The sequence below is a fragment of the Serratia montpellierensis genome, from assembly GCF_020858655.1.
In the GTDB taxonomy this organism is placed as follows: domain Bacteria; phylum Pseudomonadota; class Gammaproteobacteria; order Enterobacterales; family Enterobacteriaceae; genus Serratia; species Serratia montpellierensis.
The window spans coordinates 911,473-927,404 of sequence record NZ_VOSN01000005.1; the positions used below are offsets into that span (position 1 = coordinate 911,473).

Sequence of the window (15,932 nt, forward strand, 5' to 3'; positions counted from 1 at the left end):
CAGTATGGGATGGCATTTGCGGAAGTAATAGTGAACAATTTGAGAAAACTGTTCCGGATTTCTGCCCATGCGCCTGGTTCACCGTCTCAGCCAATATCAACGCCTGTACCATCAGCTCGGCAGCGCGCCGGTCGCCGCGACCATCGGCGAGCTGGCGGCGATGTTCTACTGCAGCGAACGCCACGCCCGCACGCTGGTGCAGCAGCTGCAGGATCAGGGCTGGTTGAGCTGGCATTCGCAGCCCGGCCGCGGCAAACGCGCCCGCCTACACTGCCTGAAAACCCCGGATGAGCTGCGCGCGCAGCTGTTGCAACAGCTGCTGCAACAGGGCAATCATCAGGGGGCGCTGGAGATGGCGCAACTCGATCCGCAGCACCTGCAAGATCTGCTCAGCCCGCACCTCGGCGGACAATGGCAGGCCGGCAGCCCGACGCTGCGCATTCCCTATTACCGCACGCTGGAAGCGCTCGACCCGCTCACGCTGACCGGCCGCGCCGAACAACATCTGGTGTCGACCCTGCACGCCGGGCTGACGCGCCTGATGACCGGTAACCCGGAACCGCAGCCCGACCTGGCGCACCACTGGCAGATTGGCGAGCACGGCCTGCGCTGGCGCTTCTTCCTGCGCAGCCAGCTGCGTTGGCATAACGGTGAACCGCTGACCGGCCAACAGCTGCTGCAAACGCTGGAAAAACTGCAGCGCCACCCGCGCAGCCAACCCAGCCTGGCCAACGTCGCGAACATCAGCTTGCCGCATCCGCTGTGCATTCAGTTCGATCTGCACCTGCCGGACTATTGGCTGGCCCACCGGCTGGCGGAGCTGCCTTGTCTGATGACCCACCCGGAGCTGCCGACCATCGGCGCCGGCCCGTTCAAACTGGCGTTGAATGAACCGCAGTTGGTGAGACTGGAACAGCACGCCGGTTACCATCTGCAGCATCCGTATCTGGACACCATCGAATACTGGATCACCCCCGATCTGCCCACCGCCGGCGCCGACACCAGTTGCCAGCATCCGGTGCGCATCACCATCGGTCAGCAAGACGACTTGGCGCTGGCCCGGCCGGTACAGCGCAGCATGAGTCTGGGCTGGTGTTATTTGGCGCTGAACCTGCGCCACGGCGTGCTGAGCGAAGCCCAGGGGCAAAAGCTGCTGATGCTGATCCAGCAGTCCGGCCTGCTGAACCATCTGCCGATCCCCAACAGCGTGATCACCCCCAGCCATGAAATGCTGCCCGGCTGGCGCATCCCCAGCCAACGGATTGAAGAAGATGTCCCCCTGCCCACCCGGCTGACGCTGCTGTATCGGCCGCCGGTCGAGCTGGAAACGGTGACGGCCGCGCTGCAACAACTGTTGGCGCAGCACGGCTGCGAGCTGGAAGTGCGCTACTACGCCGGCAAGCGCTGGCAAAGCGAGGAACAGATCGCCCAGGCCGACCTGCTGCTGGCGGACAACCTGATCGGCGAGGCGCCGGAGGCGACGTTGGAGAGCTGGCTGCGTCAGGATACGCTGTGGCGCGGCATCCTGACGGAAAGCCGCTGGCAGCATCAACAGGATACGCTGCAGCAGATCCAGCAGCTGCAGGCGCAGCAACCGCGCTTCGAACAGCTGCAGGCCTATTATCAACAGCTGATGGCCGCCGCCATCATCACGCCGCTGTTTCACTACCAGTATCAGATTAGCGCACCGCCGCGCATGCATGGCGTGACGCTGACCGCGCACGGCTGGTTCGATTTTTGCCAGGCGTGGCTGCCGCCGCCGGTGGACGACGCACCGGCCTGAGCCGAACCGTCCTGCGCCTGGCGGCCCTTTCTGCTACTATTGTCGCCGCAACGCAATTTTTATCCTGCCGCCCGAATGTGTATCGGGAATGGCCAAAGTCCAAAAAGGTGATTTTATGAAGCGCGCGGTTGTCGTTTTCAGCGGTGGACAAGACTCCACGACCTGCTTGATCCAGGCATTGCAACAGTATGACGAAGTTCACTGCGTCACGTTCGATTATGGCCAGCGCCATCGCGCCGAGATTGAAGTGGCTCAAGAGCTGTCGGTAGCCCTCGGCGCCAAAGCGCACAAGGTGCTGGACGTAACGCTGCTCAATGAGCTGGCCGTCAGCAGCCTGACGCGCGACAATATTCCGGTTCCCGCCTACGATCCCAATCAGAAAAATGCGTTGCCGAGCACCTTCGTGCCGGGCCGCAATATCCTGTTCCTGACGCTGGCGGCGATCTACGCCTACCAGGTGGAAGCGGAAGCGGTGATCACCGGCGTGTGTGAAACCGACTTCTCCGGCTACCCGGATTGCCGCGACGAGTTCGTCAAAGCGTTGAACAAGGCGGTGGTGCTGGGCATCGCTCGCGATATCCGCTTCGAAACGCCGCTGATGTGGCTGAACAAGGCCGAGACCTGGGCGCTGGCGGATTATTACCACCAGTTGGATCGCGTGCGGCAGGATACGCTGACCTGCTACAACGGCATCAAGGGTGACGGCTGTGGTGAATGCGCTGCCTGCAACCTGCGCGCCAATGGCCTGATGCAGTACCGGGCCAACCAGGCGGAAGTGATGGCAGCGTTGAAACAGAAGGCCGCTCTGGCCTGAGGCAGTGACGGCGGCAGCTCCTGCCGCCCGTGTGAGCTTACTGCGGATTTTCCTTCAGCGTGAGCGCCTCCAGGTGCTCACGCAATTCGCCTTCAATCGGCAGCGCCCGCTGCGTTTTCAGATCGACGCACACGAAAGTCAGCAGCGCGTCGGCCACCGGCGTTCCGGCCGGATCCTGCGTCACCTTTTGACTCAGCACCCCGCTCTTGCCGTTGAGCTGCACCATCTGGCTGTCGATACGCAGCTTATCGCCCAATACTGCCGGGCTGCGGTAATTGATATTGATGTTCACCACGATGAAAGCGATGTTGTTTTCCGTCATCCAGCGGAACCCGGCCTCGTTTTCCAGCCACTCCCAGCGCGCCTCTTCCAGAAACTCCAGATAGCGGGCGTTGTTAACGTGCTGGTAAACATCAAGGTGATAACCGCGAACTTTGATAAAGGTTTGCATAGGGAACGATCGCTCCTGCCTGGTGATTACAGAAAGAGGGAGCCGCAGAGGCTCCCTCGCCCGTTTGGTCAACGCGCCAAACTGGTAAGACCTGTAAAATGTAGCAGAGGAGTCATGGCCTCAGCGGCATTTTGCCACGCAGCCGCGACCGGGATCACATTTTCAGCCGGGTGCGGTTCTTCTCAAACAGCGCCGGCCCGATGCCCGGCACCTCCTGCAACTGCTCAACCTGGGTGAACGGCCCATTCTGCTCGCGGTAGCGCACAATGCCTTCCGCCTTCTTCAGACCGACGCCACTCAAGGCAGCGGCCAGCTGTTCGGCGGTGGCCTGATTGATGCTGACCGCCGCCTCTTCGGTTGCCTTGGTCATCACCGATTGCCCGCCATTGCTCGCCGGTGTTGAGAGCATCGGCGCCGGTGCCTCGGTTTTATCCACCGCAGCGACCGGCCCCGCCAGGCACAACAGCAGCGCGGTCAGCGCAGCTTTAATGTGATGCTGATAACCTGATAACGCTGATTTTTTCTCTGTATGTTGCATGCTGTATCCTCCTTGTGTGTGACAGCACGGCTACCTTGCCGCGGCGGCGAATATTCAGCAATCGGCGGATATCAGATGTGGAAAAGGCCGCGAAAGCGGCCTTTGTTTGTTGCACTGCGTTGCAGAAAAATGCGGCGATTACTGAGGCTGTTGCTCAGCGGCGCCCATTTTGATCTTGGCTTCTTTACGCAGGCTCGCCAGCAGCGAATCGAAGGAAACGCCGGTCGCGCCCTCTTCCATCTTGCCGACGAAGGTTTTCATTTCGTCTTCCGGCAGCGTACCTGGTTTCACCGCATCGAGCGCGATCAGCACCACGTTGTCCTGACGATCCTGCGACATGCCGTACACCGGTTTACCGTCCTGCGGGTGCGGCAGCGCGAATACGCTCTCCACCAGCTGGCTGTCTTCCGGCGCGCGCGCCATCTTCTGCACGGCGCCAAAGCTCAGGCCGGCGGCTTTCATCGCTTCGTCGCCCTTGCCCTGCTTCAGCTCAACCAGCAGCTTCTCACCCTGCAGTTTCGCTTCCTGCACCGCTTTGTTACGCTTCACCAGCTCGGCCACGCGGTCTTTCACCTGGTCGAAAGGCTCAATACCTTCCGGCTTATGGCCGCTCACGCGCACCACGAAGGCGCGGTCGCCATCGACGGTGATCACGTCGGAGTTACTGCCCGGCGCGCCATTCTCGCCGATCAGCGAGCCGTCGAAGATCGCCTGCACGACCGGCTTGAAGTTCAGCGCGGCAGGAATGTTGTCACGGGTGAACCAGTCGCTTTGCGCCGCTTTCACGCCGGCCGCTTCTTCAGCCGAGGCCAGAGATTCGTTGTCGCTGGTCGCCGCTTCGCTCACCTTCTGCTGCAGCGCGTAATACGCGTCTACCGCTTTCTCCTGCTGCACCTGCTTGGCGATAGCGTCATGCACTTCGCTCAGCGGTTTCAGTTTCTCAGGTTCGATGTCGTTCAAACGCACGATCAGGAAGCCGACAGAGGATTTCACCACGCCGGACAGCTGCCCTTTCTCAGTCAGGTTAGCCTGCTTCAGCTCGTCGGCGGTGGTTTCCGGCTCCAGCCAGCCCAGCTCACCGCCGGTGCGGCGTGAGATGATGTCGGTGGACTTTTCTTTCGCCAGGGTGGCGAAATCGGCGCCCTTCTTCAGCTCGTCCAACGCCGCATTGGCTTCCGCCTCGGTTTTCAGCTGGATCACGCTGTAGTTTTTACGCTCCGGCTGGCCGTAGCTACTCTTGTGCTGGTCGTAGTAAGCGCTGATGTCTTCTTCGCTCACTTTCACCTTGTCCTGCATGGACGCGGCGTCCAGCGGGATATAGCTCACCTTCACCTGCTCCGGTGCGATGAAGCTGTTCTTGTTCTGATCGTAATACGCTTTCAGCTCGTCGTCGCCGGCGTTCTGTTTCGCCTGCAGCGCCTTCAGATCGATAGTTGCCATGCGCACGTCGCGCTCTTGCAGCACCAGCGCCGCCATAGCTTGCGATTCGGACGGCAGTACGAAGCCGGATTCGCCGAAGGCCTGGATCAGTTGCTGATTGACCAGCTGCTGGCGCATCGACTGCGCGAAGTTGTCGGCGGTATAGCCCATACGGCCGATCAAATCGAGGTATTTGGCGTTATCGAACTGGCCGTTGGTCTGGAAATAAGGCGCCTTGCGGATGGCGTCTTTGATCTGATCGTCGCTGACCGCCAGACCCAGCTTCTTGGCGTATTGGTCGAGCAGCATGTTGTCGATCAACTGGGACAACACCTGACGACGCATCTGCTGCATGTAGCCTTCGTTGCCGGCCAGCGCAGAGAACTGGTCACCCAGCTGCTGCTGCATACGGCTGCGTTCGCTTTGGAACGCCTGCTCCAGTTGAGCACGTTCGATCGCCTGACCATTTACTTTCGCAGCATAATCGCCGGAGCCGCCGATCAGGTAGTTACCCACCCCGGTCAGAACGAATGACAGGATGATCAGGGCCAGGATGATTTTGAGCACGACGTGATTAGCAGCCGCGCGTAAATTGTCCATCATAGTGTGACAACACTCCGCTGTGATGTGGATTAACAACCCTTGTGCAGGCGCGTTCCCTGCGACAAAAATAAAAAAAGCGCATCAGTCCGATGCGCCTTGTATCTTACCTTACCAGCACCGCTGCGTCAGGTGATTGTTTATTACAAAACCCTGTTACGCTAAACGGTTAGACGCCAAATCAGTTTACAGCGTCTTTCAGCGCTTTCCCTGCACGGAAGGCCGGTACTTTGGCTGCCGCGATCTTGATTTCTTTACCGGTTTGCGGGTTACGGCCGGTACGAGCCGAACGTTCACGCACGGTGAAGGAACCGAAACCTACCAGAGCCACGTCATCCCCTGCTTTCAGAGAGTCGGTAACGGAAGCGATTACTGCGTCTAAAGCACGTCCCGCTGCCGCTTTGGAAATATCAGCACCTGCGGCAATCTTGTCGATCAGTTGTGACTTATTCACTCTATCATCCCCTCTAGAATTCTATCGTCGCACCGAAAAATCCCTACGGTTGCGACAGCGCAGCTGTTATATCAATCCCATCGAACCTTGGCAAGCCACCGACTGGGTGGCAAAACGCGGGCCGACAGAGATCTAACTTAGCGGTACAAAAAAATACTGGCAAGTCCGAAATGGCTTGCCAGTATAAGTTTTATCAATGGTTTTTGCGATTCGTCACTATTTTGCCGCTACCGGCAGTGCGCCGAAGGCCGGGTTTTGCAACGCAATGTTCAAAACTTCATCGATTCGCTGCACCGGATGAATCTCCAGATCGGCGATAACATTGTCTGGAATCTCTTCCAGATCGCGCTTGTTCTCGTAAGGGATCAGCACGGTTTTGATGCCGCCGCGATGCGCCGCCAGCAGCTTCTCTTTCAGGCCGCCGATCGGCAATACCTGGCCGCGCAGCGTGATCTCGCCGGTCATCGCCACATCGGCGCGTACCGGGTTGCCGGTCAGGCAGGAGACCAGCGCGGTGCACATCGCGATACCGGCGCTCGGGCCGTCTTTCGGCGTCGCCCCTTCCGGCACGTGCACGTGGATGTCGCGTTTCTCGTAGAAATCGGCGTTGATGCCCAACTTCTCCGCGCGCGCACGCACCACGGTCAGCGCCGCCTGAATCGATTCCTGCATCACTTCACCCAGAGAACCGGTGTAGGTCAGCTTGCCTTTGCCCGGCACGCAGGCGGTTTCGATGGTCAGCAGATCGCCGCCCACTTCCGTCCACGCCAGCCCGGTAACTTCGCCCACGCGGTTTTCGGTATCCGCACGGCCGTAATCGACGCGCTGCACGCCCAGGTAATCTTTCAGGTTGTCGCCGTTGATCTCGATATGCTTGAGCTTCTTGTCCATCAGCAGCGTTTTCACCGCTTTACGGCACAGCTTGGAGATTTCACGCTCCAGGCTGCGCACCCCGGCTTCGCGGGTGTAGAAGCGAATGATGCCGATGATGGCGCTGTCGTCGACCGTCAGCTCGCCTTTTTTCAGCGCGTTGCGCTCAAGCTGCTTCGGCAGCAGGTGCTGCTTGGCGATGTTGAGCTTCTCGTCCTCGGTGTAACCCGACAGGCGGATCACTTCCATACGGTCCAGCAGCGGCGCAGGGATGTTCATCGAGTTTGAGGTGGCGACGAACATCACGTCGGACAGATCGTAATCCACTTCCAGGTAGTGGTCGTTGAACGCCACGTTCTGTTCCGGATCCAGCACCTCCAGCAGAGCGGAGGCCGGATCGCCGCGCATGTCGGACGACATCTTGTCGATCTCATCCAGCAGGAACAGCGGGTTCTTCACCCCAACCTTGGCCATTTTCTGGATCAGTTTGCCCGGCATCGAACCGATATAGGTACGGCGGTGACCGCGGATTTCCGCTTCGTCACGCACGCCGCCCAACGCCATGCGCACGTACTGGCGCCCGGTCGCTTTGGCGATCGACTGCCCCAGAGAGGTTTTACCTACGCCCGGCGGCCCTACCAGACACAGGATCGGCCCTTTGATTTTGCTGACGCGGCTCTGTACCGCGAGGTACTCGAGGATGCGATCCTTGACGCGCTCCAGGCCGTAGTGATCGGTATCGAGCACTTCCTGCGCCTTGACCAGGTCTTTTTTCACCTTGCTGCGCGCGTTCCACGGCACCTGCAGCATCCAGTCGATGTAGCCGCGCACCACGGTCGCTTCCGCCGACATCGGCGACATCATCTTCAGCTTCTGCAGTTCCGCTTCGGTTTTCTCGCGCGCCTCTTTCGGCATTTTCGCCGCATCGATTTTGCGCTTCAGCGCTTCGTGCTCGTCCGGCGCTTCGTCCATCTCGCCCAGTTCTTTCTGAATCGCCTTCATCTGCTCATTCAGATAGTACTCGCGCTGGCTCTTCTCCATCTGCTTCTTGACGCGGTTACGGATGCGTTTCTCGACCTGCAACAGGTCGATCTCCGACTCCATCATCGCCATCAGGTATTCCAGACGCTCGGTGATGTCGGACATCTCGAGCACCGACTGCTTGTCGCTGAGTTTCAGCGGCATGTGGGCAGCGATGGTGTCCGCCAGGCGCGCGGCGTCATCGATGCTGTTCAGTGAAGTCAGCACCTCCGGCGGGATTTTTTTGTTCAGTTTGATATAACCTTCAAACTGATTGATCGCGGTGCGCACCAGCACTTCCTGCTCGCGCTCGTCGATCGCTGGCGAATCAAGGTATTCCGCCTGCGCGGCAAAATGCTCACCGCTGTCGGACAGCGTAGTGATACGCGCGCGCTGCAGCCCCTCGACCAGCACTTTTACCGTGCCGTCCGGCAGCTTCAGCATCTGCAAGATAGACGCTACGGTGCCAACCGAGAACAAGTCGTTAATGCCAGGTTCATCCGTTGAGGCCTCTTTCTGTGCCACCAGCATGATCTTCTTATCGTGATCCATTGCGGCTTCGAGGCACCGAATCGATTTTTCCCGGCCAACAAATAACGGGATCACCATGTGCGGATAAACCACCACGTCGCGCAATGGCAGGACGGGGATTTCAATGCGTTCGGAACGCTCAGGGTTCATAGAGCTCTCTCTTAGTTTAATTTCCGCCAGGTTGAGGGGGAATCTCATGAGACGCAAGCATCTAACGTTTCATAAAATCTGGTTAATGAGTATATGGGGATGAATCTCTTACATTCAACGGCAAGAATGCAGGAAAAAGAAATGGGGGATGAAATCCCCCATTTTGCTGATAACGCTCTGGTTTAACTGGCTAATTATTCGCCAGATGCCTGGGCTTCCGGCTTGCCGTAAATCAGTAGCGGCTTGGATTGGCCGGCGATGACCGACTCATCGATCACCACTTTGTCTACGCTGTCCATCGACGGCAGATCGTACATGGTGTCGAGCAGCGCGCCTTCCACGATGGAACGCAGGCCGCGGGCACCGGTTTTACGCGCCATGGCTTTCTTGGCGATGGCGTTCAGCGCTTCGTCGCGGAACTCCAGCTCCACGCCTTCCAGATTGAACAGCGCCTGATACTGCTTGGTCAGGGCGTTCTTCGGCTCTTTCAGGATTTGAATCAGCGCGTCTTCGCTCAGTTCGCTCAGGGTCGCCACCACCGGCAGACGGCCGATGAACTCCGGGATCAGACCGAATTTGATCAGGTCTTCCGGTTCAGCCTGCAGCAGCAGTTCGCCTTCGGTGGCCTTCTCGGACTCGCCCTTGACGGTCGCGCCGAAACCGATGCCGGAGCCGGTGTTGACGCGCTGACCGATCACCTTATCCAAGCCGGCGAATGCGCCGCCGCAGATAAACAGGATCTTGGAGGTATCGACCTGCAGGAACTCCTGTTGCGGATGCTTGCGGCCGCCCTGCGGCGGAACCGCGGCAATGGTGCCTTCAATCAGCTTCAGCAGCGCCTGCTGCACGCCTTCACCCGAGACGTCACGCGTGATCGATGGGTTGTCGGACTTGCGGGAAATCTTATCGATTTCATCGATATAAACGATGCCGCGCTGCGCTTTCTGCACGTCATAGTCACATTTTTGCAACAGCTTCTGGATAATATTTTCCACGTCCTCACCCACGTAACCGGCTTCGGTCAGCGTGGTGGCGTCGGCCATGGTGAAGGGCACGTCCAGGAAACGCGCCAGCGTTTCCGCCAGCAGAGTTTTACCGCTGCCGGTCGGGCCGATCAGCAAGATGTTGCTCTTGCCCAACTCGATACCGTTGCTGGTATCGCCGTTGCGCAGGCGTTTGTAGTGGTTGTACACCGCAACCGCCAGCACTTTCTTCGCCTGCTCCTGGCCGATGACGTAGTCATCCAGGTGGTGGCGAATTTCGTGCGGCGTCGGCAGCGCACTGCGCTCACGATGCGGGGCAACTTCTTTAATCTCTTCGCGAATAATGTCGTTACACAGATCGACACATTCATCGCAGATATACACTGACGGCCCGGCAATCAGCTTACGCACTTCATGCTGGCTTTTGCCGCAAAAAGAGCAGTACAGCAGCTTTCCTGAACCGTCTTTGCGCTTATCTGTCATCAGTCAAACCTCTTCTTTAGTCTTGTCCCGCAGGAAAATCACGGCGGCAGTGCGCCCAAACTCATATCGGGAACGCCGAGGGTCACAACAGAGCGAGCCCCTGCCCACTCTGATTACTATAGTCCATCGGCGCCGCGTGGTTCTAGCTGCGGTGTGTCAGAATGCCGTCAACCAGGCCGTATTCCACGGCTTCTTCCGCGGTCATAAAGCGATCGCGCTCGGTGTCACGCTCGATCTGCTCCAGCGGCTGGCCGGTATGCTCAGCCATCAGTTCGTTCATGCGCGCTTTCACCTTGAGGATTTCACGCGCGTGGATTTCGATGTCCGTCGCCTGGCCCTGGTAGCCGCCCAGCGGCTGGTGAATCATCACGCGCGAGTTCGGCAGGCAGAAACGCTTGCCTTTGGCGCCGGCGGTCAGCAGGAAGGAGCCCATCGAGCACGCCTGGCCCATACAGATAGTGCTGACGTCCGGCTTGATGAACTTCATGGTGTCGTAAATCGACATGCCCGCGGTAATTACCCCACCCGGCGAGTTGATGTAGAGGTAAATGTCTTTTTCCGGGCTTTCCGCTTCGAGGAACAGCATTTGCGCCACGATCAGGTTGGCCATGTGATCTTCCACCTGGCCGGTCAAGAAAATGATGCGCTCTTTCAGCAGGCGGGAATAGATGTCGTAAGAACGCTCCCCGCGTGAAGTCTGCTCTACCACCATCGGCACCAGCGCCATGTTCGGTGCAAATTGATCTCGTTCGCCACTGTATGACATTACCGTCTCCTAATAGAAATTGCCTTGGCGGCCAGGGTGTCACCCTAATACGCCGATTCTACTTGAGAACGGCCATGATGACTATGCTCAAGCATTCGACCCGCGCCACACGTACCCGACGGTTATTTCATCCCGCGCACTTTGGCAAACAGCCCCAGAATTATTCTTTACAGATTGGGGGATCCCGGCACGATTTCAAGCCCAGAAGTCGATTTTCTCCGCGCGCCGGAAACGATGCCGTTATTCTGACCGTTATCATGCCAGCCAGTTCCCCAGGCAACAGGGTAAATATAGTGCATATTGCCCCGCTTAACCTGAGATTAATCAGCAACGTGGCAAAAAGAAAAGCCCGCAACCTGAGGTTGCGGGCTTTTTCATCGTGCGCCGGTTCGCCAGGCGAAACCGGGGGCGCCGTTCATCGCGCCCGGCACGCCGGCATTACGCCTGTTGAGTCTGGTTCATCAGCTCGCTGAAGGTAGTGGCTTTTTCAGTCACTTTCGCTTTTGCCAGCAGGGCTTCAACCGCTTGCTCTTCCAGAGCCACGTTGCGCATGTTGTTCATCAGCTCTTTGTTTTTGCTGTAGAACTCGATGACTTCGCTCGGATCTTCGTAGGCAGAAGCCATTTCTTCGATCAGCGTCTTCACGCGGTCTTCGTCAGCTTTCAGATCGTTGGTGCTGATCACTTCGCCCAGCAGCAGGCCAACCACTACGCGGCGTTTCGCTTGCTCTTCGAACAGCTCGCGTGGCAGTTCCAGCGCTTGCTTCTCGTTGCCGCCGAAACGCTGTGCAGCCTGACGACGCAGCACGTCGATTTCGCCGTCGATCAGGGCAGCAGGCACGTCGATTTCGTTCGCGCTCACCAGACCGTCGATCGCCTGAGACTTGATGCGGTTACGCACGGCGCCTTTCAGCTCGCGCTCCATGTTCTTGCGAACTTCGGTGCGCAGGCCGGCAACGGAACCGTCCGCCACGCCGAAACGCTTGATGAACTCTTCGGTCAGTTCCGGCAGCTCGCGCTCTTCAACTTTCTTCAGCACGATAGCGAATTTGGCCGCTTTGCCCTTCAGGTTTTCCGCGTGGTAATCTTCCGGGAAGTTCACGTCGATGGAGAACTCTTCGCCCGCTTTGTGACCGACCAGACCTTCTTCGAAGCCTGGGATCATGCGGCCCTGGCCCATTGCCAGTACGAAGTCGGACGCTTTGCCGCCTTCGAACTCTTCACCGTCGATAGAACCGGTGAAGTCAACGGTCACGCGATCTTCAGCTTCCGCTGCGCGATCGGTTTCTTTCCAGGTAGCCTGCTGCTTGCGCAGGGTGTCCAGCATCGCGTCGACGTCTTCGTCGTTCACTTCAACCACCGGTTTTTCAACCGCGATGTTTTCCAGGCCTTTCAGCTCAACTTCTGGATACACTTCGAATTCAACGGCGAAAGTGAAGTCTTCACCTTCTTTGTACTCGCCCGGCACGTAGTTTGGTGCGCCGGCCGGATTAATCTTTTCTTTGATGATCGCGTCAACGAAGCTGCGCTGCATCGCTTCGCCCAGCACGTCCTGACGAACAGAAGCGCCGTAACGCTGTTCCACGATGTTCATCGGCACTTTGCCTTTGCGGAAGCCGTCGATACGCACGCTTTTCGCTGCGTTGATCAGCTCTTTCTTCACCGCCTGCTTGATAGTATCAGCCGGTACAGTAATAGAGAGACGGCGCCCAAGGCCTTGAGTGGTTTCTACTGAAACTTGCATCTTGTTACCTCAAAAAAATCACAGTGCTCGGTCAACTCCGTTCCAAGAACCAGGACGGCTACAAATAAGAACCGAGTTCCCTGATGACAGAAGCGTCCCGAAACCATTCCGGAAAAATAAGACGCGACATTATAGCGGCGCATGCATGGCGAGTCGAGGAAAGCTAGGCGGCGCAGGCGCGCTAAAACTCACACTTTTGCCGATTCAATCGGCAAAAGGCCGCCAAAACAGACCGAACGTTGGCCATATTGCGCATCGGCCGTGTCGTCGTCAAAAACAGAAACGGCCCGCAGGCCGTTTCAAAATTCGTCAGTAGTAATACCCTAATTCGAGGGCAAAGTTCCACTGATACCTGAAAATTTCCCCCTCAGGCCAGCGTCCCGGCGCCGCGGCACGGCGGCGAGGCTGGCACGGTATCCTGCAATCCTTCCCACTCTTTGAGCGTATAGGTGTGCAGCGCCAGCGCGTGTACGCCATCGGCCAGTTCTTCCGACAGTACGCCGTAGATAGAGCGGTGACGCGTCAAAAACCGTTCGCCGACGAAGCGATCGCTGACCAATACCACTTTGAAATGACTTTCTGAACCCGCCGGAACGTTATGACGATAGCTTTCATCAACGACTTCCAGATACGCGGGCTCAAACGCCGCCCTTAACTTTGCTTCTATTTGCTCGCGAATCATAGGATCTCCTTACAACACCGGCAGAGGACCGTGCCCATCTAGTTCAATATTAGCCGGTTTTCCCCCGTTTAGACCATCGCCTGGACAAATTTCTCTTTTCTGCGGTCAGATGATGAGCGTTATCCCCGCCGCTTGGGGGATTATCCGATTGAGCAGGCCAAAAAAGCGTGTTTTTATCAACGGCAGGTAAAAATTTGTCACTCAGGCGCCTTCCGCGCTTCCACCGCACGGCGGCGATGCTATGATGTCGGCAATTTGTTGTCGGCTATCCCGCTCTGATTATTGCTAAATCCATCGAGAATGAGACAGAAAACATGTTAAAGAAACTTTGTCTTCCTTTGCTGGCCGCCCTGCTGCTGGCCGGCTGTGCGACCAGCAGCAACACCCTGAACGTCACGCCGAAAATCGTTCTGCCGCAGCAGGATCCTACCCTGCAGGGCATCACCATCAGCATCAACGGCGCGGATCAACGTACCGATCAGGCGCTGGCCAAGGTAAACCGCGACGGTCAGCTGGTTACGCTGACGCCATCGCGCGATCTGCGTTTCCTGTTGCAGGAAGTGCTGGAGAAACAAATGGGCGCACGCGGCTACATGATCGGCGCCGACGGCCCGGTGGCGCTGCAGATCGTCGTCAATAACCTGTACGCGGACGTCTCCGAAGGCAACCTGCGCTACAACATCACCACCAAAGCCGACATCTCGATCATCGCCCAGGCGAAGAACGGCAACAAGCAGGTGAAAAATTACCGCTCAACCTATAACGTGCAGGGCGCCTTCACGGCCACCAACGAGAAGATCACCGACGCCGTCAACTCCGTGCTGGGCGACGTGATCGCCGACATGGCCCAGGACACCAGCGTCAACGACTTTATCAAGCAAAACGCGCGCTAATCGACGCGCCTTGCGCCGCCCGGCGGATCGGGCGGCGCAGACAGGGAACTCATGTCGAAACACTATCTGAACATCTTCACCCAGCGTAACTCCGCCATTCTGCTGCTGCTGGGCTTCGCGTCGGGTCTGCCGCTGGCACTGACCTCCGGCACGCTGCAAGCCTGGATGACCGTCGAAAACATCGATCTGAAGACCATCGGCATTTTCTCGCTGGTGGGCCAGGCCTACGTCTTCAAATTCCTCTGGTCCCCCTTCATGGATCGCTATACCCCGCCGTTCCTTGGGCGGCGCCGCGGTTGGCTGCTGATCAGCCAGTTACTGCTGGTGGTCGCGATCGTGGCGATGGGCTTCATGCAACCCGCGCAGCACCTGTGGTGGCTGGCGGCGTTGGCGGTGCTGGTGGCGTTCTGCTCCGCCTCGCAAGATATCGTGTTCGACGCTTATAAAACCGACCTGCTGAAAGCCGAAGAACGCGGCACGGGTGCGGCGATATCGGTACTGGGTTATCGGCTGGCGATGCTGGTTTCCGGCGGCCTGGCGCTGTGGCTGGCGGATCGCTATTTCGGCTGGCAAGCCACCTACTGGCTGATGGCCGGATTGATGCTGATCGGCGTGGCCGCCACGCTGCTGGCACCGGAGCCGGATGAAAGCATCCCGGCGCCGCGCACCATGGAACAGGCAGTGGTCGCGCCGCTGCGCGACTTCTTCGGCCGCAACAACGCCTGGCTGATCCTGCTGCTGATTGTGATGTACAAAATGGGCGATGCCTTCGCCGGCAGCCTGAGCACCACCTTCCTGATCCGCGGCGTGGGATTCGACGCCGGTGAGGTCGGGCTGGTGAACAAAACCCTCGGGCTGTTCGCCACCATCGTCGGCGCCCTGTTCGGCGGCGTGCTGATGCAGCGTCTCAGCCTGTTCCGCGCCCTGATGCTGTTCGGCATCCTGCAGGCGGTCTCCAATCTCGGGTATTGGATCCTGGCGGTGACCGACAAGAGCCTGCTCACCATGGGCAGCGCCATCTTCCTCGAAAATCTGTGCGGCGGCATGGGCACTGCGGCCTTCGTGGCGCTGCTGATGACGCTGTGCAACCGTTCGTTCTCCGCCACCCAGTTTGCGCTGTTGTCGGCGCTGTCCGCCGTGGGCCGAGTTTATGTCGGCCCGATCGCCGGCTGGTTCGTCGAAGCCCACGGCTGGCCGCTGTTCTACCTGTTCTCGATCGCCGCCGCCCTGCCCGGCTTGCTGTTGCTCGGCCTCTGCCGCCAGACGCTGGAACACACCCAGCAGCACGGCGACTTTATGCCGCGCACCGAGTTTTCAGGATCTTACCGTTGGGCGCTGCGCTTGCTGACGCTGGGCTGTTCGCTGTTGGGGCTGTGGTTGCTGTTGCTGGTCGCCAATGCGCTGGGCTGGACGCAGGCACCGCTGTTGGCCGATCGGCTGCTGCAGGTCGGCGCCGCGCTGAGCCTGCTCGGCGTCGCGATGGGCAGCACGCTGGATTACCTGGCGTTGCGCCGCACCCGTTTGGCATAATCTGACCGGCCGGCGATTTCGCCGGCCGAAAAAAAAAGCGATCCGCAGGTATATTTATTTCGCTAAAAAAAGATAATCGGCGTGGAAATTATTTTTTTATCCGACTGCGGCGCTCGGAAATAAAATTAAATTCACCTTTAAGACACAATTATTTTACATTAAATAAACCTTTTCTGCGTATTTCCCCGCCGCGCATTTCTTCGCCAAATTCATCATACCTTT

Annotated in this window: 13 protein-coding genes; 4 read left to right on the forward strand and 9 right to left on the reverse strand. The window is 58.3% G+C overall.

Annotated features, from left to right (window positions below):
- Positions 1 to 67 precede the first annotated feature (67 nt).
- Both FUU19_RS09795 and queC read left to right on the forward strand, forming a co-directional pair.
- Positions 68 to 1,783 carry an SgrR family transcriptional regulator gene (locus FUU19_RS09795; RefSeq protein WP_197833088.1) on the forward strand — a complete coding sequence of 572 codons (1,716 nt, stop codon included), beginning with the start codon at positions 68 to 70 and terminating at the stop codon, positions 1,781 to 1,783.
- A 115-nt stretch (positions 1,784 to 1,898) separates the two neighbouring features.
- On the forward strand, positions 1,899 to 2,597 hold the full coding sequence (gene queC / locus FUU19_RS09800; RefSeq protein WP_049296013.1) for a 7-cyano-7-deazaguanine synthase QueC: 699 nt from the start codon (positions 1,899 to 1,901) through the stop codon (positions 2,595 to 2,597).
- Positions 2,598 to 2,634: 37 nt separating this feature from the next.
- Here queC and FUU19_RS09805 read toward each other — a convergent pair whose 3' ends face one another.
- The 9 genes from FUU19_RS09805 to bolA form a co-directional block, all read right to left on the reverse strand.
- On the reverse strand, positions 2,635 to 3,048 hold the full coding sequence (locus FUU19_RS09805; protein ID WP_025301769.1) for an acyl-CoA thioesterase: 414 nt from the start codon (positions 3,046 to 3,048) through the stop codon (positions 2,635 to 2,637).
- A 154-nt stretch (positions 3,049 to 3,202) separates the two neighbouring features.
- The gene (locus FUU19_RS09810) at positions 3,203 to 3,586 is read right to left on the reverse strand and encodes a ComEA family DNA-binding protein (protein ID WP_197833089.1); all 384 of its coding nucleotides are present in this window, start codon (positions 3,584 to 3,586) and stop codon (positions 3,203 to 3,205) included.
- Between the two features lie 138 nt (positions 3,587 to 3,724).
- Positions 3,725 to 5,608, reverse strand: coding sequence for a peptidylprolyl isomerase (gene ppiD, locus FUU19_RS09815; protein WP_141970655.1), 1,884 nt, complete (start codon positions 5,606 to 5,608; stop codon positions 3,725 to 3,727).
- A gap of 178 nt (positions 5,609 to 5,786) precedes the next feature.
- Complete coding sequence (gene hupB / locus FUU19_RS09820; RefSeq protein ID WP_004940351.1) at positions 5,787 to 6,059, reverse strand: nucleoid-associated protein HU-beta; 273 nt, start codon at positions 6,057 to 6,059, stop codon at positions 5,787 to 5,789.
- A 216-nt stretch (positions 6,060 to 6,275) separates the two neighbouring features.
- Positions 6,276 to 8,630, reverse strand: coding sequence for an endopeptidase La (lon, locus tag FUU19_RS09825; RefSeq protein WP_230490071.1), 2,355 nt, complete (start codon positions 8,628 to 8,630; stop codon positions 6,276 to 6,278).
- Positions 8,631 to 8,824: 194 nt separating this feature from the next.
- Positions 8,825 to 10,096 carry an ATP-dependent protease ATP-binding subunit ClpX gene (clpX, locus tag FUU19_RS09830; RefSeq protein WP_004940354.1) on the reverse strand — a complete coding sequence of 424 codons (1,272 nt, stop codon included), beginning with the start codon at positions 10,094 to 10,096 and terminating at the stop codon, positions 8,825 to 8,827.
- Positions 10,097 to 10,238: 142 nt separating this feature from the next.
- Positions 10,239 to 10,862, reverse strand: coding sequence for an ATP-dependent Clp endopeptidase proteolytic subunit ClpP (gene clpP, locus FUU19_RS09835; protein WP_004940356.1), 624 nt, complete (start codon positions 10,860 to 10,862; stop codon positions 10,239 to 10,241).
- Positions 10,863 to 11,300: 438 nt separating this feature from the next.
- Positions 11,301 to 12,605 carry a trigger factor gene (gene tig, locus FUU19_RS09840; RefSeq protein WP_141970659.1) on the reverse strand — a complete coding sequence of 435 codons (1,305 nt, stop codon included), beginning with the start codon at positions 12,603 to 12,605 and terminating at the stop codon, positions 11,301 to 11,303.
- A 367-nt stretch (positions 12,606 to 12,972) separates the two neighbouring features.
- Positions 12,973 to 13,287 carry a transcriptional regulator BolA gene (gene bolA / locus FUU19_RS09845; RefSeq protein ID WP_004940361.1) on the reverse strand — a complete coding sequence of 105 codons (315 nt, stop codon included), beginning with the start codon at positions 13,285 to 13,287 and terminating at the stop codon, positions 12,973 to 12,975.
- Between the two features lie 314 nt (positions 13,288 to 13,601).
- Between bolA and FUU19_RS09850 the strand changes: the two genes are divergently transcribed.
- Both FUU19_RS09850 and ampG read left to right on the forward strand, forming a co-directional pair.
- Entirely contained in the window at positions 13,602 to 14,180 is a 579-nt protein-coding gene (locus FUU19_RS09850; RefSeq protein ID WP_025160064.1) for a lipoprotein, read from the forward strand.
- Between the two features lie 51 nt (positions 14,181 to 14,231).
- Positions 14,232 to 15,710: a muropeptide MFS transporter AmpG gene (gene ampG, locus FUU19_RS09855; RefSeq protein ID WP_230490070.1), complete on the forward strand. Its 1,479-nt coding sequence runs from the start codon at positions 14,232 to 14,234 to the stop codon at positions 15,708 to 15,710.
- Positions 15,711 to 15,932: the final 222 nt, after the last annotated feature.

Excerpts from the sequence above, each read along its gene's own strand:
- FUU19_RS09795 (WP_197833088.1), top strand. The coding sequence starts at position 68 with ATGCGCCTGGTTCACCGTCTCAGCCAATATCAACGCCTGTACCATCAG.
- queC (WP_049296013.1), top strand. The coding sequence starts at position 1,899 with ATGAAGCGCGCGGTTGTCGTTTTCAGCGGTGGACAAGACTCCACGACC.
- FUU19_RS09805 (WP_025301769.1), bottom strand. The coding sequence starts at position 3,048 with ATGCAAACCTTTATCAAAGTTCGCGGTTATCACCTTGATGTTTACCAG.
- FUU19_RS09810 (WP_197833089.1), bottom strand. The coding sequence starts at position 3,586 with ATGCAACATACAGAGAAAAAATCAGCGTTATCAGGTTATCAGCATCAC.
- ppiD (WP_141970655.1), bottom strand. The coding sequence starts at position 5,608 with ATGATGGACAATTTACGCGCGGCTGCTAATCACGTCGTGCTCAAAATC.
- lon (WP_230490071.1), bottom strand. The coding sequence starts at position 8,630 with ATGAACCCTGAGCGTTCCGAACGCATTGAAATCCCCGTCCTGCCATTG.
- clpX (WP_004940354.1), bottom strand. The coding sequence starts at position 10,096 with ATGACAGATAAGCGCAAAGACGGTTCAGGAAAGCTGCTGTACTGCTCT.
- clpP (WP_004940356.1), bottom strand. The coding sequence starts at position 10,862 with ATGTCATACAGTGGCGAACGAGATCAATTTGCACCGAACATGGCGCTG.
- tig (WP_141970659.1), bottom strand. The coding sequence starts at position 12,605 with ATGCAAGTTTCAGTAGAAACCACTCAAGGCCTTGGGCGCCGTCTCTCT.
- bolA (WP_004940361.1), bottom strand. The coding sequence starts at position 13,287 with ATGATTCGCGAGCAAATAGAAGCAAAGTTAAGGGCGGCGTTTGAGCCC.
- FUU19_RS09850 (WP_025160064.1), top strand. The coding sequence starts at position 13,602 with ATGTTAAAGAAACTTTGTCTTCCTTTGCTGGCCGCCCTGCTGCTGGCC.
- ampG (WP_230490070.1), top strand. The coding sequence starts at position 14,232 with ATGTCGAAACACTATCTGAACATCTTCACCCAGCGTAACTCCGCCATT.